The sequence below is a fragment of the Flavobacteriales bacterium TMED191 genome (genome assembly GCA_002171975.2).
Lineage (GTDB): Bacteria > Bacteroidota > Bacteroidia > Flavobacteriales > TMED113.
Genome location: NHIO02000017.1, coordinates 1 through 19,604, shown reverse-complemented (window position 1 = coordinate 19,604; position 19,604 = coordinate 1). Strand labels below are relative to the sequence as shown.

The following is a 19,604-nucleotide window of genomic DNA, read 5'->3' as shown; positions in this document are numbered from 1 at the left end:
TATAAGCAAGCTATAGTAGACTACAGTGCGAAGGATATTGTAGTAACTGATAGAATTAGTGGTTCACAATGTACAATTATTAATACTCCCTATGTGCAAAATATGACATTGAAAGCAAATCGTATTGAGAGATTCTTGTTTAAGAACAAGTGGTTAAAAAAATATTTCAAGGCCTTTAGGTGGCTTAAAGGAACTCAGATGTTTAGAAAATCAGCACTTGAGGCTACATATAAATCTGTTTGGTGCGCAGGACCTTCTTTAGAAGGAGTTCATTCTATTAGACACGTATCTCAAGTAGTAGCAGATTTATTAGTTCCATTTATGCGCGAGGATGATAGTTTATGATTTCTTCTCTTAAATATTGATTGTTTAAATGTGTGTATATTTCTGTTGTAGTAATATTTGCATGTCCAAGCATTTCTTGCACCACTCTTAAATCTGCTCCCCCTTCAACTAGATGTGTTGCAAATGAATGTCTAAAAGTATGTGGACTTACATTTTTTTTAATTCCAGCTAAATTTGAATATTTTTTAACAATGTTGAAAATCATTACCCTTGATAATTTTTTATTTCTTCTATTTAAAAAGATAATATCGATATTTTCCTTATTAGGTGTTTGTTTAGATCTAATATATTTGACATAATCTTTAAGATATTTATATAAAGTTGAACTTAGTGGTATTATCCTTTGTTTTTTTCCTTTTCCAATCACTTTAATTATCCTATCATCATGTTCAATATTAGAAATTTTTAATGAAACAAGTTCAGATACTCTAAGTCCACATGAATATAAACATTCAATAATTGCTCTATTTCTTTCTCCATATTCTTCACTTAGATCTATACATTTAATAATTAAATCAACTTCTTTAACAGTTAAAATTTCAGGTAATTTAGAGCCTATCTTTGGGGAGGAAATATGTTTGCATGGATCATCCTTAATTTTATTATCAAATATTAAAAAATTATAAAAGCTTTTTATACTAGATAGAATTCTTGCTTGGGTTCGAGGATTTATATTTTTGTTGTTAATATCATTAATATAATTCAAAATATGTTGTCTATTAATTTTTAATGGCTTTATACTATTATTGAATTTTGCAAATTGTTGTAAATCATTCATGTATGCTTTTACGCTGTTCACAGATAAATTTCTCTCAATAAGTATATAGTTATAGTAAGATTTTAAACAGTTTTTCCAGTTCATTTAATATATTTATAACTATAAATATAAAATAATGAAAGTAATTATAATCAATGGTCCAAATCTTAATTTATTAAAAATAAGAAACGAGAAAATATATGGAGGATTATCTTTTGATGATTATTTACAATCCTTGTATTCAAGTTTTAAGACATTAGATTTATATTATTATCAATCTAATGTTGAAGGAGATTTAATTAATAAACTTCAAGAAGTTGGATTCTCTTTTGATTATATCGTGTTAAATGCTGGTGGGTATTCACATTCTTCTGTTTCAATAGCAGATTGTATTGATTTAATTACAACTCCAGTGATTGAAGTTCATATTTCTAATATTTACGCAAGAGAAGAATTTAGAAGAAAATCTCTTTTAACCAAATTTTGTAAAGGATCTATTGTTGGACTAGGTTTAGATGTTTATCGTTTAGCACTTAATAATATAATTCAACAATAGTATTGTGTGAAAATTTAAAATAATATATATTTGCATTTCTAATTAATGGTCTGGTAGTTCAGTTGGTTAGAATACCTGCCTGTCACGCAGGGGGTCGCGGGTTCGAGTCCCGTCCAGACCGCACTAAAGCCGTAGTACGGCTTTTTTTATAAATTATGTTTGATGAAGAATTTTATAGTATTTAAATGGTTCAATGAGTGGAAAGAAATCTATAAGAAAGATGGTCTACGAGTTTTAATTCAAAAAAAAGGTTGGAGTGTCGCCTTAGTTTTGTTTATGTTTTTTCTTGGTAAAGGTCTTATGTGGTTAGTGATCGCTAAAGGGGGGTTAGAACTTATTAAGAGTATCTTTTAATTGTTATATTTTTTTTAATGAACAAGTTTATATTGATGACAGGCTCATTTTTAGGTGCTTTAGCAGTTCTTTTAGGCGCTGTTGGTTCTCATTTATTTGAAGACTACTTAATATCTATAGATAGACTTGAAACTTATAATACAGCTGTTCGATACCACTTTTATCATGTTTTTTTAATATTAATTATAGGCCTGTTGTTTGATTATGCTTATAGACCTATTATTAATTATGCATTCTACTCCTCTACAATAGGATTGTTTTTATTTTCAGGGTCTTTATATATGTTGTGCTTTACCAATAGTTCAGTGTGGGGAATGGTTACTCCTATTGGTGGGTTGTCTTTAATTTGTAGTTGGCTTTTTTTGGGCTTTAGTATCAAAAAAAGTTAATTTATAATTATTTTTTTAACTACTTTTCCTGAATTATACACATCAAAAACAATAGCTTTCCCGTTCCTTTCAATAGTTGAACCGTGTGTATTAATAGAAAATAAATATTTTTCTTTTTTAGCTATTTGAGACTCAAAAACTGATGAGTTTTGTGTTTCTGTACATGTACATTCACATATATCTGCTATAGTTAAGCTCCCAAAATCGTTCATTGGTTGACCGTCCCAGTTACATGATGTGACTAAGTCGTATCCATAATTTGAGCTTAAATAATTTACAAGAGCAGTACAATCAGAAATGAAGAAGTTTCCAAAGTATTCCTCAATTAAAGAATTATCATCTTCACATTCAGGTTCAGTTTCATTAACTGTAATGGTTCCAATCATACCGTTTACGGCATGTGAGCCTATTGAACAGTCATAATTATATAGGCCTGGCACATTAAATGTATAAGCAAAAATTACGGCTCCAACTTCGCATGTCACATCAGAAGCAAAGCTTTCAGGATTGTTAAAAGGTTCATTGGTGATTGAATTAGTTGTTCCATTTACATCGTGACAACCTGAATCGTTAATCCATACTACATTGTCACCTTGTTCTATAATGAGATTTTCAGGGGTAAAGTAAAATGTATTGCCTGACATTCCCCCATTAACAGTATGGGTAGTTTGAGAGAAGCATAATAGTGAAATTATAGATAATATAGAAAGTAATAAGTTCTTCATTTTTATATGTTTTATGATTTTAAAACCCTAACAATAAACAAACACATAGTATAATAGAGTAAAGTGCTTGAAGACCTATTGTTTTCCAATTAGCATCTACAAGAGATCTCATTTCATAATGTTTTAATATGTGTTTAAAAATATAGAGTCCAAATAAAAGACAAAAAACAGTCGGAATTAGTAAATATTGATTGCCAATTGTTTGATACATATAGAAAGATGATCCTACAGCTAAAATTAAGAATAAAAGGTAAATCCATCTACTTGCTTTTTTTCCAAAGGTAACGACAAGGTGGTTTTTTCCAGTAGTAGCATCACTTTTCATGTCAGGAAATTCATTTATTAATAATATGTTTGTTGTTAATAGCCCCATTGGTATTCCCATAAGCATGCAATTCAAAAAATGCTCACTACTAGCAAAATCTCCTTTAAAAATTGCAAAACCTGTGCCTAGGGTTAAAAGTGGTCCAAATGCTAGGAAAATTGCGATTTCACCTAGTCCTCGTCGAGCAACTAGTCTTAATGGTTTAGCTGTATAGAAGTATCCAAGCAGTAAACCCGAAATTAGAATTTGCCATACTCCATTCATGTTTGCAGGGTTTACATTTGTTACAATATATCCACCAATTATTAGAGCAATTAATATAAGAATTATTGCTAATTTTCTTGTGCCTGCTAAACTAATTAGTCCTAGTTCAATTGCTCTACTTCCACCTGAAACTTGTTGGAAGTATTCTGCATTTGCTTCATCTGTTCCATCTTTAACATCAAAGTAGTCATTAAATACATTGATGCCTAAATGTGCAATAAGAATACCGAATAATGTTAAAACAAATAGAGGGATATTGAAAAGTCCATCTCCAAATCCTGCAAAATAAGCACCAACTACAGCAACAGGTAGTAAGGATGCGGATGTAAATGGCATTCGAGTAATTGCTAAACCTTTGATTAATTTTGTAGAGAAATTAATAGGCACCTGAACTTCTTTTTCTATAACTTCTGTTACACCACAATAACCTGTTTGTGGTTTATCTTTTCCGTCAGAAAATGTTGGAGTAATTCTAATTTTTGCATTTATTTTTTCTCCTTGTTTATTAACAAAATATGTTTCTCCTTTATATTCACCTTCTTTTACAGCTGTATCAAGCCATCCAGCTACATTCTGTAATACAATTTCACCAGGTGAAAAGAGAGAGACTCTTTTTTTTCCAATTAATTCTTCTTTTTTATATCCAAAAATTTTTTCTGCACCTTCATTCATTGTTTCAATTACACCTTCCATATCACATGTTATAGTACTTCTCATATTGATTAAATTTATTTATCTTTGTTAGAATGTTTTATTAAAAAGCAATTTATAATAAACAAATCACAATTATAATCGTTATAATTCCTTTAATTTAAACTTTGTCAAAATTATGAAAAAGATTTTTTTATTTTTTATTTTTCCAGGATTATTATGTTCACAAATAAATTTTAGTGAAGATATATCCCCAATTATTTACAATAATTGTACGGAATGTCACAGGATTGGTGCTTCCGGCCCTATGCCATTTACAAGCTACAATGAAGTAGCTTCTCTTGGTGCAATGATTAAATATGTAACAGAATCTGATTATATGCCTCCATGGCATGCTGACACTGACTACTCAACCTTTCTAGGTGAGCGTGGTTTGACAGATGGCGAGAAACAATTAATTTCTGATTGGGTAGATAGTGGTATGATTCAGGGTGATCCTACACTAGAAGCGCAAATTCCAGAATTTGTTGAGGGTTCGGTTATTGGAACTCCTGATCTTGTATTGACAATGGAAGAGCCTTACTTAATTGAGGGAAATAACCAAGATGATTATAGAGTCTTTGTGTTTGAAACAAATTTTACAGAAGATCAGTATTTGGAGTCAATCGAAATAATACCAGGAAATTTATCTGCAGTACATCATGTTTTAGTAAATATTGATACTTCTGGTGATTGTGCTTCTTTAGATGCTTCTACCCCAGAATATGGTTATGAGTGCGAAAGTGGCTTTTGTGTTGGTAATATTCCTCAACTATCTGCAGGTTATACACCTGGAATGGTGCCTCCGCTATGGAATAATGATATTGGCTTAGTGCTACCTGCAGGTGCTGATATTGCAATTCAAATGCATTATGCACCAAGTTCGATTGACGAGTTCGATCAAAGCTCAGTTAATTTATTTTTCAAAGATCAGCCTGTAGAAAGAGAAGTGCAAGTTGAAACTATTGTAGATATTTCACTTCAAATACCTGCAAATGAAGTTTATACTCATTATCAGTCATTTCAAATCCCTTTTGATATGAGCTTAATAAGTATTCTGCCACATATGCATTTAATTGGTAAGTCTTGGCTAGTTTATGCAGAGAATAATGGAGATACAATTCCTATTATAAGCATCCCAAATTGGGACTTTAATTGGCAAACTTTTTATCAACCCGAATATATGTTGAAATTGCCACAAGGATATACTTTACATGCATATGCAACCTATGATAATACATCTAGTAATCCAACAAATCCTAACTCACCCCCGCAAGATATGTATTGGTGTGATTATACTACTTGTGAAATGTTTTTTCTTCCTTTTTCGTATGTACCTTACCAAGAGGGAGATGAAAATATATATTTAGGAAATAGTGAGAATTTAGGTTGTACTAATCAACTTGCAAGCAATTATAATGCAGAGGCCCTTGTTGATGATGGTTCTTGTGGTATTTTGGATGATTGTGGAGTGTTTTATGTTCCCTGTTGTTTTAATTTTAATACTGATGAATGCGATTCTTCAATTACCGAAGAAAATTGTCAAAACTTTTGGGCTGATTTTAATGTAATATCAGATCCGGAACAAAATATTTTTTGGAACTCGACTTGTTCTTCTGGATGTACAGATCCTGTGGCATGTAATTACGATGAGACAATTTTGCCAGGTGGTTTTGATGATGGATCCTGTGTGTATGCAGAGGATTATTATGATTGTAATGGTGAATGTATTAATGATTTAGATTTTGATAGTATTTGTGATGAGCTTGAGATTTATGGATGTACTGATTTTATGGCGAGTAATTATAATTCTCTAGCTACTGAGGATGATGGCTCTTGTAATTATAGTTGTGATGCTTTAGAAATATCTTCTATAGTCTATAATAGTAATCAAATTACAGTAACTATTCAGAATAGTAGTTTTGCGGGTTTTCCATATCCTGGATTTATTTTGTTCAATTCTCTTGGAGATACTATGGCTATTGAAGATGTAAACTTTTTTGGAATTGGAGATGAGTCTGTACATATCTTAGGATTAACAGAACAAACTATCACTTCAGCTGTTTCATTACAATTGTTTACAGGATTCTTTGAGACAATGGTATGTGAGTGGTTTGATTTAAACATATCCAACGATTGTGAGCTTCCGTCAGAGAGTGGTGAGTGTGAAGCAGCAATTCCTGCATATGCATTTAGTCTTTCTTCATGTTATGAATTTTCTTGGGGTGGATGCGGAGGAATCGCACCTTTTTGGACTCTTGAAGAGTGTGAAGCAGCGTGTGGCGATGATACGATTAATATTTTGGAGACAGAGTTTGAAAGAAAACTTTTAATTGAATTTGATGTTTTAGGTAGAGAATTGGTATCAAATAGTCAAATTTTGATTAGAGTTTACGATGATGGAACTGTCGAGAAAAAAATGTTTTTTAAAAATTGAAAGAGTTAGATAATTTATTATATAATCAAAAAAAACATTTTTCAAGTTATTTGGTTAATCTAGGTATCAAAGATCGTATATCTAAAATTAAAAAAATACGGGCTTGGATATCAGATAATAAAGAATTAATTATTCAAACTTGTCAAAAGGATTATTATAAACCTGTTGCAGAGATTTATGCTACAGAAATTAACCCCATATTAAATCATATTGATTTTACTTTAAAACATATAAAACGCTGGGTTAAGAGACAGTCGGTTTGGACCCCCTTGCATTTATTGGGCTCAAGCTCAAAAATATATTATGAACCTAAGGGTGTTTGTTTAGTGATTTCCCCATGGAACTATCCATTTAATTTAACTGTAAATCCTTTGGTTTCAGCTATCGCAGCAGGAAACTGTGTAGTCATTAAGCCCTCTGAACATACACCGAATATGTCTAAGTTGTTAGATGAAATGGTTTCTTTAATTTTTGATAAAAATGAAATTTGTGTTGTAAATGGAGATTCATCAATAGGTAGTCATTTAATTTCATTAAAGTTTGATCATATTTTTTTTACAGGTTCACCTGAAATAGGTAAGATTGTTATGGGAGAGGCAGCAAAAAACTTATGTTCTGTAACTCTAGAGCTTGGTGGTAAGAATCATACTGTTGTTGATTCAAACTCAAATATTAAATCTACAGCCGAAAAAATAATTTGGTCTAAATTTGTTAATAGTGGTCAAACATGTATTGCTGCAAATCATGTATTTGTTCATTCTGATATTTATGATGCTTTTATTTTGTGTCTTAAAAACACTATTGATAGGTTTTTTGAAAATAATTCGGATTATGCTTCTATTATTAATGAACAACATCTTAACAGATTAAAATCATTACAAAATCAATGTTTAGAAAATGGGGGAGAGTTGTATTATCAATCTCCTGATTGCGACAAAAAAAATAGTTTCCCTATAACCTTAATTAAGCTTAAAGATTTAGAAAACCCAATTCTTAAAAGTGAGATTTTTGGCCCTATACTTCCTATTTTAAGTTATACGAATTTAGGTGATGTTATTAATTTCATTAAATCTGATGATAAGACACTTGCATTGTATTTTTTTACAAAAACAAAATCTTTAATATCGTATTTTATTAAATCTACTTCTTCAGGTACTGTTGCTATAAATGAATGCATGTTGCAGTACTCAAATCCATATTTATTATTTGGTGGTGTCAATTCAAGTGGGATGGGTAAGGTGGGGAGAAATAGAGGTTTTTTGGCTTTTTCGAACGAGAAGTCAGTTTTATTTCAAATGTCTAATTTTTCTATTGCCAAATTTATATATCCTCCTTATACATTGTTGAAACAAAAAATAGCAAAGCTTATAAGATGATTGATCCGTTAATGTTGAACTATTTTTTGAGTTGTGCCGTCATTAAATATAGAAATAAAGTTTTTTGTGCTGCTTTTAGATATAATGCTTCTACCTAAAAGATCTATATTTCTCACTAATTTTTTATTTATATCTTTTTCAGATATATTGACATTTGGTTCACATAAATTTGCCATGGTATCAAACCATACTTTTGCTCCTATAATTGCGATAGATGCGCATTCTTGATGGTCAAAGTTTCCACCATCAATCAATTCAATATTTTGTGCTCCATTTTCTAAGAAGTAGTTGTATGCAACTTCTGCGTTATTATACGTAACGTTGTCGTCGCCACTGCAATGAAGAAGTCGCATTGGAGCTGATGGAATAAAATTATAAACATCATTATCAATAAGTGCTAATTTAAATGGATGGTTTTCGTTTGCGAGATATTCTTGATAATAGTCCTCATTAAAAATGTTTATAGGGCTAAAGCTATTGGCTGAAATATTAAAATCTTCTTCACCAATATCAATCATGGTATTATTGATTGACCACATACTGTATGTGCCGTCATACATATCTAATAGAGTATTACTGTATGGGCTTTTTAAGACGTCGTTGATGTTGTCGTAAAGATTGTATATTTTGTCGTAAGCAAATAATACGTAAGGTAAGTATCCTGGGTTTGGGTATGCGTCTCCGGATTCTAACATGAGTCTTTGAGATTCTGACATGTCATATGGTCCAGCCATTGGAGCAGAAGCTGTAATGACTAATTCATCTAAAAAGTTTGCTTCAATTTCTTTAACTGCCGCCATTGTTGCATGTCCACCTTGAGAGTAGCCAAAAAGAAATAGTTGGTTATTTGGTGTGACACCAAGTATTTCTGTCGCTAAGTCCTTGCCATATTTAATAATATCAATTGTTGCTGTTGCTTCTGTGTCAGCATGTACATAGTTATGCATACCTTCTCCTTCACCAAGACCAATAAAGTCGCTCATTGTAACTATGTATCCATTAGAAGCACAAATTACCCCTATTAGGTCATTGTCTGTATTTCCCACATTAGACGGAGCATAGTAACTGTTGGCTATAGTTCCATGTTGCCAACTTAACACTGGAGGTGAACAATTAATATTAGCAGGTAAATAAATCGCTCCAGAGCAAATAACAAATTCTCCATCAAAATCAGGAGTATAATAAAGAACTTTATATCCATCAACAGCATAATTAATCTGCCCAACAGATTCAGGAACTGAGTAACTAGAGTAAAGTTGACTGACCTCTTGTTTCGACCAGCTTTCTACAAGTTCATAAGATATGATTTGTGCATTTATATTTAAATACATAAAAAACGTTAGGAGTATGTAGGGGTATATTTTCATAAGAGAATGTTTTTTCCAAAATACTAAACTTTTAATATAAATCCAAATAATCAATCAATGTCGCATTTTTCAATTTATATTTTTAAAATAATTTAATCAAACTTTAGTATATTTTCTTGCTTTAAACGCAGATGAATTTGTGTATTTTTCATTATCTCTTTTTTATTGAACAAGGTTATTTTTTTAGAACCAATTTTAGCAGTTATTTTGAAATGTTGTCCCACAAAATTAGATTGAATTACCTCTGCTTTAATTTCAGATTTAGTAACAATAGTTACATCTTTTGGCCTAATATAAACTTGCTTCCCTTCGATTTCAAGATTATTAACTTCACCAAAAAGTTTAGCTATTTTTAAGCTTGAAGGTTCTGAGTAAACTTTAAGAGAATTATTTAGCATCTTAATATTAGATTCATCTAAAACCAGTAATCTATCAGATAATTCTAAAGAATCTTGAATGTCATGATTCACCAAAATAGTTGTTGTTTTTGTTTCCTTAATTATATCAAAAATTAATTCTTTAGTGTGTTCTTTTGTTACTTTATCTAAATTGGTGAATGGTTCGTCTAATAGAAATAAATCTGGATTTCTGATCAATGATCTAATAACTGCAGTTCTCTGGTTTTCTCCTCCAGATATTTCGTGTGGATATCTTTTTTTTAAATGTTTAATTTGTATTTTATCTAATAGAAAGTCTAATTTTTCACTATCAAATTTTTTCATGTTAAAAACTATATTTTCAAAAATATTTAAGTGTGGAAAAAGAGGACTTTCTTGAAAAACATAACCAATATTTCTTTTGTTAGGTGGGAGTTTGTGTATGGGTTTTAAGTTAATTTTTATTTCTCCTTCGTCGATATCACAGAGGCCTGTTATGCACTTTAGTAAGGTTGTTTTGCCACAACCGCTAGCTCCAATAATAGAAATTATTTCGCCTTGATTTAATGTAAATTCAATTTTATTAAGAACCGAATTCTCACCGTATTTTTTGGATAAATTTTTAATAGATAAACTCATGATTTAACTGATTTTAAATTTTTTTTAGATATAATTATAACAATACTACAGACTATAATTATACATATTGAATAAATACTTGAGTATGATAACATTTCTTCATGTGCATATTGATATGCTTGTGTTGCAAGCGTTTCATAATTAAAAGGTCTTAAGATTAATGTTAATGGTAATTCTTTAAATACATCAATAAATACAAGTAAAAATGAAGAGATAATTGCAAATTTACTTAAAGGAAAATTAATTTTTTTAAAGATTTCAAAAGTAGTGAGGTTTAGTGTCTTCCCTAATTGGTCAAATTTCATTGGTTGTTGTTGGAAGCTTGATTCTAAAGGAAAGATTGCAACCGCTATAAATCTAAAAATGTATGCATAAATCAAAAGGCTTATTGTTCCCATTAAAAAGTTGAGATTTGGGTTTAAATACTGAATTATTAACATAACCGACAGTCCAATTATAGCTCCAGGAATTGCATATCCAGTGCTTAAGAAACTAGTTGCTATTTTAATATTTTTGCTATTAGTATATCTTTTTACACACAGAATAAAAAATGCAGTAATCGTGATTATTATTGATGATATGAATGCTACATAGAATGAGTTTAAAAATACATTACCTAATTCTAGCCATTCGTATTTATGAAAATTAACTCTTACATTGTTTATAATGAAAGTTAATGGGATAATTAGTCCAAAAAATATTGGAATAGATATTAAATAATATACTGTGATTTTATAAAATTTATTTTCTAAGATTCTTTTATTAATGTTTGGAGATTCTTTGATGTGATGTTTTATTTTGTTATCATTTTTTTTAATAATTTTTGAAACTATAATTAATAAAATTACTATTACTAATAAAAAAAATGACAAAATAATAGCCGATGCTTTATCATCCATTGAAAACCAATATTTAAAAATTCCTACAGAAAAAGTTTTAATTCCAAAATAATTAACAGCTCCATAATCATTAAGAACTTCCATCATAACCAAAAGTGTACCTGACAAAATTGCTGATATTGATAATGGTAGAGTAATTTTGAAAAATGTTTTAAACTGAGATACTCCTAAGTTTAAAGACACATTAAGATATGTGTTGCTGATTTTTTTGAATACAATTCTTGTAGTTAAATAGACGTATGGATAAAGTGAAAGTGCAAGGAATACTGCAAGCCACTCGATTGATAGTACATCTAGGTTCATTTTTTGTTTAAAATAAGTCTGCAAAAAAATATCAAAATAACCATTAAATCCTAATATATCTGAATAAGTGAATGCCATAATATATCCTGGAATTGATAGTGGAAGAATTAATAGTAATTCAAAAATATTTTGGTACTTTATTTTGTAAAAGGTAATTATCCAGGCTGGAATTACAGCAAGTATTATTGATAAAATGCATGTGTATACTACTAGCTGAAAAGTTTCTATAAGATATTCCGAGAATATTGAAAAGAAATTAAAGTTATTTATTTTAATTGTTTCAATTAAAATAAATATTATAGGCATACTTATAGTTGCACCTAAGATAAGTGTAAAAAAAGTTAGCAGATTGACCTTGCTAATTCCATTTTGATTTTTCAAAAATTCCAACAGCTTGTTTTCTTTTTATTCCTAGTTCATTCAAATTTAAGCTATCAATTTTAAAATCTCCCCATTTTGCAATGGTATTTGAAGGTTTAATATTTTTGATGACGGGGTATTCAAAGCTATTATTTGTATAATAAGTTTGAGCATATTCTGATGTTAAGAATTTCATAAATTTTATTGCATTGTCTTTATTAGGGGAGTTTTTAAGTAATCCAATACCAGAAATATTTATATGAGCCCCTCTTTCATTTTGAGCTTGATTAGGAAAAAACACTTCTACTAATTGACCAACATGTCTGTCTAAGCTATCCGGAGAGGATTGTAGTAGTCCTATATAATAAGAGTTGACAATTGCAATGTCTCCAATGTTTGCAGCAATTGCTCTTATTTGATCTCTATCGTTTCCTTTAGGCTTTCTTGCGAAATTATCAACTAGGTTGTTACACCAGTTTAGTGCAAAATCTTCTCCGTGATGTGCAACTATAGAAGAAAGTAATGCTTGATTATATGAGTTTGTGGATGTTCTTACAAGAATTCTATTTTTCCATTTTTCGTTTGTAAGGTCTTCATATGTGGATAATTCTTCAGAATTGACTTTTCTAGGGTTATACGCAATGACTCTGGCTCTATAAGTAATTGGTAGCCAGTAGCCGTTGGCATCAATTAATTCGGATTTAATATTTTTACTTATCTCATTTATGTTAATTTTTGCTAACAGGTTGTCATTTGCAGCTTTATAAAGTTTGCCGGCATCTACCGTGATTAGTAAATCTGCAGGACACTTTTTTCCTTCAGTTTTGATTCTTTCAATAAGCTCATCTGAGCTAGCTTTTACAACATTAACAGTGATGTTGTTTTCTTCTTCGAATTTTTTAAATAGATCTTTATCTACTTGATAGTGTCTTTTTGAGTATATATTTAAAACTTCTTTTTGTTTATTCTTATTAGAACAACTAAATAACATCGCAAATAATAAAATCAATAAACTTTTTTTCATAATTTTTATTTTTTAATTGGTGCAAGATATGTAATTTAAAATAATTCTAAATAATATAATTTTAAAAATTAACTATCTAGATTTATTCTAAATAAATTAATTGTACCAAAATACATCATTAATTATATTTTTTCTTGTTTTTTTTGGAGTTGTTATGTGATTATATATTCCTAAATAGAATAGTCCTAGATTTCTTTCATTGGTCTTGAGATTTAAAAATTCGTTTAGTTTTTCATGTCCTTTTGGAGTGCTCCAGTAGCCCCCTATATTTTGACTATTTACACAAGAAAGCCATAAGTTTTGAACTGCCATTGCAGTTGCGGCAACTTCTTCCCATTCGGGTATTATTTTATTTTCACTTTTACGCATACATATACATATAACATGACTTGTTAAAGCAAATTTATTTATTAATTTTTCTTTTACATCATCTGAATTAATTTCTTGGATTTTAATTAATTCTTTTACTAAATCTAATTTACTTTTTCCTGAAAATATTTTAAAAAACCAGGGTTGTGTCATTTTATGAGTAGGGGCTGTATTTGCATTTTCAAGCAATTCCAAAATATGTCTTTTAGATATTTTTTCACCAGTAAACTGTTTAGGATATATTGATCTTCTTTTTTTTATTGATTTTGATAATTGAATATCTAACATTTTTTTATTAAGCTTTAATTATTAACTTAAATATAATTTAACCCCAAGAATTAAACAAAGATGAGTTTAAAAGAATTAACTATGCAGCAACATAAAAATGCCGAAAGACAAAAGTTTGCATCAATATTAATGAGCGGATCTATTCCGCCTATTTCATATTTACGATATTTAATTAATCAATACGGCTGTTATAGTGCATTAGAAAATCATATTGATTATATATTACCTGATAGTCGTTTACAAAGAAGTAAATATATACTTGACGATATTAATGAATTGAAAACCGAATTTAATATCGATACAAACGAGATTTTATCAAAAAGTTCTCTTAATTATGTTAAACATGTACAAGAAAATATTAAAAGTTTTGATGATTTTATGGCCCATGTTTATGTCAGGTATCTTGGTGATTTAAGAGGAGGTCAAATGATTGCAAAGAGGATACCGGGTACTGGTTTTTATTATCAGTTTGATCAACCAGATGAATTGGCAAAAATTATATATAATAAGTTACATGATGATATGGCTGATGAGGCTAAAATAGTTTTTAATTATGCAACAGAATTATTTATAGAGATGTATGATATTATGATTTCTAATAAAGAAATATAATAATACATAATTTAGAACGATTCTAAATTATTTTATACATTTGTGTTTAAAATTAATAGATAATGTTTAAATATTTTTTTTCTTTTATAACAACTTTTATTTTTTTTAATCTATCTCCTGCTCAAGGATTAGTTGAGTTTTCATTAGGTTCGGGTTATCAGTATGATATTTATTATTCTCTTTCAGAAGGCATTACTGCCTTCCCTGAAAGAACAAATTGGGATTTGTCATTTTCCACAGACATCTATGATACTAATATTAGAATTAATAGTGGCAATGGAGTAACTTTATATCATGTTTCGGATGATATTAATGATTGGAATAGTATTACAAACTTACCAACTGACGCAGTGCAACTTAGAAATAGTGAAACAGAGTGGGAGATAGGTGCATTTGTTAGTAATGCAGATGGCAGTTTAAATTATGGCTGGGGAAATTATAATCAACAAAGCCAAATTGTTCAGGGATCCAGTATTTATGTAATTAATTATAACTCTTTTTCTAAAAAGATAAAAATTAATAGTTTAATTAATGGTGAATATAATTTTTCAGTTGCAAATTTAGATGGATCTAATGAGGAAAGTATTAACATTAATACTTTGAATTATGCTTCTAAAAAATTCGTGTATTACTCTTTATTAACTAATGAAGTAATTGATAGGGAACCTTTAGATTGGGATATAGTTTTTACAAAATATGAAGCAGATTCTGTTACATTAAATGGACAAACTATGCCTTATGTTGTAACTGGAGTTTTGTCAAACGGAAATAGTATATCTCAATATGATGGTTTTATAGACTTTAATCCAGAATTTGAAGATCTATCTTTTAGTACAGATATTAATACAATCGGATATGATTGGAAAGAATATAGCGGACAATATACTGTTATTCCAGATAGAGCATATTATGTTTTAAGTCAAGATGAACAATCTTTATTTAAAATTGTTTTTCAATCTTTCTCTGGTGGACAGTCTGGAAATATGTCTTTCTTAATCGAAGAATTAGATTTTAATCCATCCAATATTCTTAATTATAGTAATAACAATTTTAATGTTTATCCGAACCCAAATTCAGGATCTTTTAATATTAATTATGTTGGTAATGATTCAAAATTAATTATTCAAGATCTCAAAGGACGAGTATTACACCAGGTAGTTGGCTCTATTTCAAAAATTCAATTTAATAATTTAAATAATGGCATTTATTTTGCAACAATAATTACAAATGATAATATATTTGTTCAACAAATTATTGTCAACTAATTATATGACTAGAAGACTTATTATTTTTATTTCTTTAATTAATGGATTAATTTATTGCCAGACTCCCACAGATCGAGACTCAATAGTATTACAAAATCCATTAAAAGAAGTTCTAATAACGGGTCAAATAGGTGGTCAATCTATTTCTCAATCTGTAAATAATTTAATTTTAATTACTTCAAAAGATATTAAGTCAACCGGATCTAATGATTTAGCTGAATTATTTAGTAATCAAGCATTATTTGATTTGAATGTTGACCCAGCTTTGGGTACTAGCGTGAGTATTCAAGGTATGCAGGGTAATAATATAAATATCATGATCGATGGTATACCTGTTATAGGTCGTAAAGGCAGTCAGATTGATTTATCCCAAATTAATCTAGCAAATATAGAAAGAATCGAAATTTTAAAAGGGCCAGCTTCTGTTATGTATGGCACTAATTCTACTGGAGGAGTAATAAATTTAATTTCAAAAAAAGACATAAATACAATTTTATTTAATTCATATTTAGAAAGCATCGGTGTTTATAATTTTAATATGGATGTTAATAAAACTATTAAAGATGTTGATTTGCACATAAATTTAGGTAAGTATAGTTTTGAGGGACATGGTGATGAGAGTGTTAGATCAAAATATTGGAAACCAAAGGATCAAACATTTGCTGACTTCAAAGTCCGTAAAAACATTCAAAATACTTCATTAGAGTTCAAAACATCTTTTTTTACTGAGGAGTTGATTGATTTAGGTGATGAAAACTTTTTTCCCCTTTTAGGCACTTCTACAGATTTACATTATCTGACATATCGTAATATTAATTTTTTAAAAATTAGTAAGGATGAAGAGAAATATAATTGGAATTATACAGGTTCATTTTCTCAAACAAATTTTGAAAAAAAACAATTTGATATTGAATTAGCTACAAATATTGCAACACAAACAATAAATCCTGATTATAATACTTTTGATAAATTTCAGTCATTTTTTAACAGACTAGAATACAATCGTTTCACTGAACTTAGGTATAAAAGTCAATTAGGTATAGATTTTAACTATGAAACAGTTGAGGGGACTAAAATACAAGATACAATTGCAAGTATACATAATTATTCTATCTTCACTCAGTCTAGTTTTGAACTAAATGATAAGTTGACAACTCAGTTAGGCTTAAGAGTGCCATATCATTCATTATATTCAACAAATCTTATCCCTTCTGTTCATTTAAAGTATGATTTTAAAAGTCAAAATCAATTTAGATTATCCTATTCAAGAGGTTTTAGATCGCCAACTATTAAAGAGTTATTTATGGAGTTTATTGACATAAATCATAATATTATTGGTAATTCTAATCTTAGTCCAGAAAAATCAAATGCATTTCAATTATCATTAAGCTTGTTGCCTAAAAATGATGATAAAGTGTACTGTTCCTTTAATATTGAGGGTTTTTTAAATTATTTAAATAACAAAATTGAATTAGCTAGAATTCAAAATACTGATGCATACACTTATTATAATTTAGATAAATCAATATATTATGGTTCAAATGTTTTTTCAAAGTTGAATATAAAATCTCAAAATAATACATTGAGCTCATTTAATATAATGTGGAATATGTTTTATATTAAAAACTCTTCTTTTAATTATAATCTTCCAAGACATAATTTAAGCTTGGCATATAAATATGAATATGCCATCTGTGATTGTGGTTTGAACATTAATTGGAAATGGAAATCCAAGTATGAGTATCAAGCTTATAATGACTCTAATGATTTACTTGTATATGAGCAACTTGGTTATCAACTTCTTAATTTTAATTTATTTAAGGAATTTAGTTCAATAAATACATCTTTAATAATTGGAGTTAAGAACTTGTTTGATATTCAAGATGTCAATTATGCTATGCAGGATGATGTACATACTGGTGATTTCTCTACAATATCTTGGGGGAGAACTATGTTTTTCCAATTAAGTTGGAAGCCTTTTTAAGTTTGTAATATATGAAAGCAATTAATCTCTTTAATAAATGGGTCGAACTAGGTAAAGATGGTGGTATGGAAAAAAATCATACACCCTCCGTAAATGCTATGTTGGAATTGATACCTTCTAAATTTACCAACTCTAATTTTGATTTTTTAGATATTGGCTGTGGAAATGGGTGGCTTGTAAATAAAGTGTCAAAGTTGAAAAACTGTACTAAAACTGTTGGAGTAGATGGTGCTAAAAAAATGATAGAAAAGGCTAGGTTAAATGATTCTAAATCACATTACATACAGTTAGATTTGAATAATATTTATTCATTTAAAGAGAAGTTCGATATTATATTTAGTATGGAAGTAGTTTACTATTTAAATAATCCTCAATCATTAATTAATCATGTTTTTGATAATTTATTAAATAAAGGTGGGATATTTATTATGGGTATTGATTATTACACTGAAAATAAAAAGTCATTAAATTGGCCACAAGATTTGAATGTTAAAATGTTTAAGGGGTCTATCTTAGAATGGAAGAAAATATTTATAAACTCAGGTTTTGACAATTCCTCAACACATCAAGTATGTGCTAGTAAAGATTGGGCTGGAACATTAGTTGTGCTTGGAACAAAATATTGAGCTATTATAGCCTTAAAATAGAGTTAGGGTAATTATAGCCTATATTTATGTTAAAGCCTATATATGGAACCCAATCACCAAGGTTATATTTTTCTAGTATTGTCATTTGTTCATTTAATAAAAAATGTGCACCAAAAGCAAGTTCTAATGATCCAAATATATCTTTACCAAATTCTCGTTCAAAACCCACAAGATATTGTGGTGAAATCATCGATGAGTTTTGATAATATGTAGAATTATTGAGAGGGTAATATGTTGATTCATTTCTAAAATTATCATATTCGTAATAATATCCAACTAATACTCCAGGTCCATGGTATAAATCAAAATCAAAAATATCATCACCAGTGTATATTTTTACTGATAATGCACTAAAATCATATGAAATATTTTTATTTGATTTGTCCCCATCTACCAAGCTTCTAGAGAAACTAAACCTTAAGTTAAAATCACTAATAATTGTTCTTTCATAATTTATTGCAATATTTGAGAAATTATTAAAACCTAAACCAATGTGGTGATTTTGGGCATAAATACTCGAAAATATTATTAGAGTGATGATTAAAATGTATTTTTTCATGGTGCTTTTTTTCTAAATTTAAAAAATTATTATTTATTCACTACATATTTCGATTAAACCTTCAGGTAAATCAACATTGATTATATTATTGTTTTCATTAATTTCCATTATTATTTCTTCAACAAAGGGAATTGGAATACTTTTATCATCTCTTTTAACAATAAATAATGGTTGAGGACTATTATGATTAATTTCAACAATTTCACCAATTAAGCCTTGCGTTTTGTCAAACATTTTATAATTAATTAGCTGATTTTTTTTGTTAAACGCTTCATCTATTATTGGATGATCACCTATTTTAATGTATATGTTTTTTCTCAAAAGATCTTTAGCATTTTCTCTATTAGTAATTTCTTTTGTTTTGACTTTTATAAATACTTTTGAGTTTAGCTGTATACTTTGAATACACATGGGATTTATATTGTTTTCAATATATATGATTTGAGTATTTATAAATAATTGAAATAAATCAATAGGAGTATTTAGTTTTATACTAAAAAGGCCATGTAATCCATGGCATTTTGCAACATGTCCTATGAGAATTTTATTAGTTTGATTCAAACATTAAGATTTTATTTCATCTTGTTCAGCAGCTGGTTCTTCAGCAGCCGGTTCTTCAGCAGTTTTTTCTTCAGCAGTTTTTTCTTCAGCAGTTTTTTCTTCAGCAGTTTTTTCTTCAGCAGCTGGTTCTTC

19 protein-coding genes and 1 tRNA gene are annotated in these 19,604 nt (G+C 28.9%); 10 read left to right on the top strand and 10 right to left on the bottom strand.

The genetic code is table 11. From position 1 onward, the window contains the following. Positions 1–319: 319 nt before the first annotated feature. The gene (gene xerD, locus CBD51_001195) at positions 320–1,207 is read right to left on the bottom strand and encodes a site-specific tyrosine recombinase XerD (protein ID RPG60398.1); all 888 of its coding nucleotides are present in this window, start codon (positions 1,205–1,207) and stop codon (positions 320–322) included. 31 nt (positions 1,208–1,238) lie between these two features. Between xerD and CBD51_001190 the strand changes: the two genes are divergently transcribed. From CBD51_001190 to CBD51_001175, 4 genes are all read left to right on the top strand, one after another. Continuing rightward, positions 1,239–1,658 (top strand): 3-dehydroquinate dehydratase, encoded by a 420-nt coding sequence (locus tag CBD51_001190; protein ID RPG60397.1) that lies wholly within the window; start codon positions 1,239–1,241, stop codon positions 1,656–1,658. Positions 1,659–1,705: 47 nt separating this feature from the next. Continuing rightward, a tRNA-Asp gene (locus CBD51_001185) sits at positions 1,706–1,779 on the top strand. Positions 1,780–1,820: 41 nt separating this feature from the next. Beyond that, positions 1,821–2,012 carry a hypothetical protein gene (locus tag CBD51_001180; protein RPG60396.1) on the top strand — a complete coding sequence of 64 codons (192 nt, stop codon included), beginning with the start codon at positions 1,821–1,823 and terminating at the stop codon, positions 2,010–2,012. 17 nt (positions 2,013–2,029) lie between these two features. After that, positions 2,030–2,401, top strand: coding sequence for a DUF423 domain-containing protein (locus CBD51_001175; protein ID RPG60395.1), 372 nt, complete (start codon positions 2,030–2,032; stop codon positions 2,399–2,401). Here CBD51_001175 and CBD51_001170 read toward each other — a convergent pair. Together CBD51_001170 and CBD51_001165 are read right to left on the bottom strand one after the other, a co-directional pair. Then, positions 2,398–3,126 (bottom strand): hypothetical protein, encoded by a 729-nt coding sequence (locus tag CBD51_001170; protein ID RPG60394.1) that lies wholly within the window; start codon positions 3,124–3,126, stop codon positions 2,398–2,400. The genes CBD51_001175 and CBD51_001170 overlap by 4 nt on opposite strands. Before the next feature lie 19 nt (positions 3,127–3,145). Continuing rightward, entirely contained in the window at positions 3,146–4,432 is a 1,287-nt protein-coding gene (locus tag CBD51_001165) for a PAS domain S-box protein (protein RPG60393.1), read from the bottom strand. Between the two features lie 112 nt (positions 4,433–4,544). Between CBD51_001165 and CBD51_001160 the strand changes: the two genes are divergently transcribed. Beyond that, on the top strand, positions 4,545–6,842 hold the full coding sequence (locus tag CBD51_001160; GenBank protein RPG60392.1) for a hypothetical protein: 2,298 nt from the start codon (positions 4,545–4,547) through the stop codon (positions 6,840–6,842). Beyond that, positions 6,839–8,218, top strand: coding sequence for an aldehyde dehydrogenase family protein (locus CBD51_001155; GenBank protein RPG60391.1), 1,380 nt, complete (start codon positions 6,839–6,841; stop codon positions 8,216–8,218). Before CBD51_001160 ends, CBD51_001155 begins: the two co-directional genes overlap by 4 nt. Positions 8,219–8,226: 8 nt before the next feature. On the opposite strand, the gene CBD51_001150 is transcribed toward CBD51_001155, so the two are convergent. The 5 genes from CBD51_001150 to CBD51_001130 form a co-directional block, all read right to left on the bottom strand. Beyond that, a complete protein-coding gene (locus CBD51_001150) occupies positions 8,227–9,585 on the bottom strand; it encodes a hypothetical protein (protein RPG60390.1) in 1,359 nt (452 codons plus the stop codon). Positions 9,586–9,677: 92 nt separating this feature from the next. After that, on the bottom strand, positions 9,678–10,601 hold the full coding sequence (locus CBD51_001145; protein RPG60389.1) for an ABC transporter ATP-binding protein: 924 nt from the start codon (positions 10,599–10,601) through the stop codon (positions 9,678–9,680). Further along, a complete protein-coding gene (locus CBD51_001140) occupies positions 10,598–12,109 on the bottom strand; it encodes an iron ABC transporter permease (protein RPG60388.1) in 1,512 nt (503 codons plus the stop codon). The genes CBD51_001145 and CBD51_001140 overlap by 4 nt, the downstream gene beginning before the upstream one ends. A gap of 52 nt (positions 12,110–12,161) precedes the next feature. Next, complete coding sequence (locus CBD51_001135; GenBank protein ID RPG60387.1) at positions 12,162–13,187, bottom strand: extracellular solute-binding protein; 1,026 nt, start codon at positions 13,185–13,187, stop codon at positions 12,162–12,164. Positions 13,188–13,283: 96 nt separating this feature from the next. Continuing rightward, on the bottom strand, positions 13,284–13,844 hold the full coding sequence (locus CBD51_001130) for a nitroreductase (GenBank protein RPG60386.1): 561 nt from the start codon (positions 13,842–13,844) through the stop codon (positions 13,284–13,286). Positions 13,845–13,904: 60 nt separating this feature from the next. On the opposite strand from CBD51_001130, the gene CBD51_001125 reads away from it, so the two are divergent. The 4 genes from CBD51_001125 to CBD51_001110 all read left to right on the top strand — a co-directional run bounded on the left by CBD51_001125 (position 13,905) and on the right by CBD51_001110 (position 18,331). Further along, positions 13,905–14,456: a hypothetical protein gene (locus CBD51_001125; protein RPG60385.1), complete on the top strand. Its 552-nt coding sequence runs from the start codon at positions 13,905–13,907 to the stop codon at positions 14,454–14,456. Positions 14,457–14,518: 62 nt separating this feature from the next. Further along, complete coding sequence (locus CBD51_001120) at positions 14,519–15,721, top strand: T9SS C-terminal target domain-containing protein (protein ID RPG60384.1); 1,203 nt, start codon at positions 14,519–14,521, stop codon at positions 15,719–15,721. Then, on the top strand, positions 15,684–17,705 hold the full coding sequence (locus CBD51_001115) for a TonB-dependent receptor (protein ID RPG60383.1): 2,022 nt from the start codon (positions 15,684–15,686) through the stop codon (positions 17,703–17,705). Before CBD51_001120 ends, CBD51_001115 begins: the two co-directional genes overlap by 38 nt. 11 nt (positions 17,706–17,716) lie before the next feature. Beyond that, on the top strand, positions 17,717–18,331 hold the full coding sequence (locus tag CBD51_001110) for a class I SAM-dependent methyltransferase (protein RPG60382.1): 615 nt from the start codon (positions 17,717–17,719) through the stop codon (positions 18,329–18,331). A 4-nt stretch (positions 18,332–18,335) separates the two neighbouring features. Here CBD51_001110 and CBD51_001105 read toward each other — a convergent pair whose 3' ends face one another. Together CBD51_001105 and rimM are read right to left on the bottom strand one after the other, a co-directional pair. Further along, a complete protein-coding gene (locus tag CBD51_001105) occupies positions 18,336–18,911 on the bottom strand; it encodes a hypothetical protein (GenBank protein ID RPG60381.1) in 576 nt (191 codons plus the stop codon). A 33-nt stretch (positions 18,912–18,944) separates the two neighbouring features. Beyond that, positions 18,945–19,472 carry a 16S rRNA processing protein RimM gene (gene rimM / locus CBD51_001100; protein ID RPG60380.1) on the bottom strand — a complete coding sequence of 176 codons (528 nt, stop codon included), beginning with the start codon at positions 19,470–19,472 and terminating at the stop codon, positions 18,945–18,947. Between the last annotated feature and the right edge of the window lie 132 nt (positions 19,473–19,604).

What these genes read in the sequence shown, in the direction of transcription:
- xerD (RPG60398.1), bottom strand. Translation starts at nt 1,207, where the DNA reads ATGAACTGGAAAAACTGTTTAAAATCTTACTATAACTATATACTTATT.
- CBD51_001190 (RPG60397.1), top strand. Translation starts at nt 1,239, where the DNA reads ATGAAAGTAATTATAATCAATGGTCCAAATCTTAATTTATTAAAAATA.
- CBD51_001180 (RPG60396.1), top strand. Translation starts at nt 1,821, where the DNA reads ATGAAGAATTTTATAGTATTTAAATGGTTCAATGAGTGGAAAGAAATC.
- CBD51_001175 (RPG60395.1), top strand. Translation starts at nt 2,030, where the DNA reads ATGAACAAGTTTATATTGATGACAGGCTCATTTTTAGGTGCTTTAGCA.
- CBD51_001170 (RPG60394.1), bottom strand. Translation starts at nt 3,126, where the DNA reads ATGAAGAACTTATTACTTTCTATATTATCTATAATTTCACTATTATGC.
- CBD51_001165 (RPG60393.1), bottom strand. Translation starts at nt 4,432, where the DNA reads ATGAGAAGTACTATAACATGTGATATGGAAGGTGTAATTGAAACAATG.
- CBD51_001160 (RPG60392.1), top strand. Translation starts at nt 4,545, where the DNA reads ATGAAAAAGATTTTTTTATTTTTTATTTTTCCAGGATTATTATGTTCA.
- CBD51_001150 (RPG60390.1), bottom strand. Translation starts at nt 9,585, where the DNA reads ATGAAAATATACCCCTACATACTCCTAACGTTTTTTATGTATTTAAAT.
- CBD51_001145 (RPG60389.1), bottom strand. Translation starts at nt 10,601, where the DNA reads ATGAGTTTATCTATTAAAAATTTATCCAAAAAATACGGTGAGAATTCG.
- CBD51_001140 (RPG60388.1), bottom strand. Translation starts at nt 12,109, where the DNA reads ATGCCTATAATATTTATTTTAATTGAAACAATTAAAATAAATAACTTT.
- CBD51_001135 (RPG60387.1), bottom strand. Translation starts at nt 13,187, where the DNA reads ATGAAAAAAAGTTTATTGATTTTATTATTTGCGATGTTATTTAGTTGT.
- CBD51_001130 (RPG60386.1), bottom strand. Translation starts at nt 13,844, where the DNA reads ATGTTAGATATTCAATTATCAAAATCAATAAAAAAAAGAAGATCAATA.
- CBD51_001125 (RPG60385.1), top strand. Translation starts at nt 13,905, where the DNA reads ATGAGTTTAAAAGAATTAACTATGCAGCAACATAAAAATGCCGAAAGA.
- CBD51_001120 (RPG60384.1), top strand. Translation starts at nt 14,519, where the DNA reads ATGTTTAAATATTTTTTTTCTTTTATAACAACTTTTATTTTTTTTAAT.
- CBD51_001115 (RPG60383.1), top strand. Translation starts at nt 15,684, where the DNA reads ATGATAATATATTTGTTCAACAAATTATTGTCAACTAATTATATGACT.
- CBD51_001110 (RPG60382.1), top strand. Translation starts at nt 17,717, where the DNA reads ATGAAAGCAATTAATCTCTTTAATAAATGGGTCGAACTAGGTAAAGAT.
- CBD51_001105 (RPG60381.1), bottom strand. Translation starts at nt 18,911, where the DNA reads ATGAAAAAATACATTTTAATCATCACTCTAATAATATTTTCGAGTATT.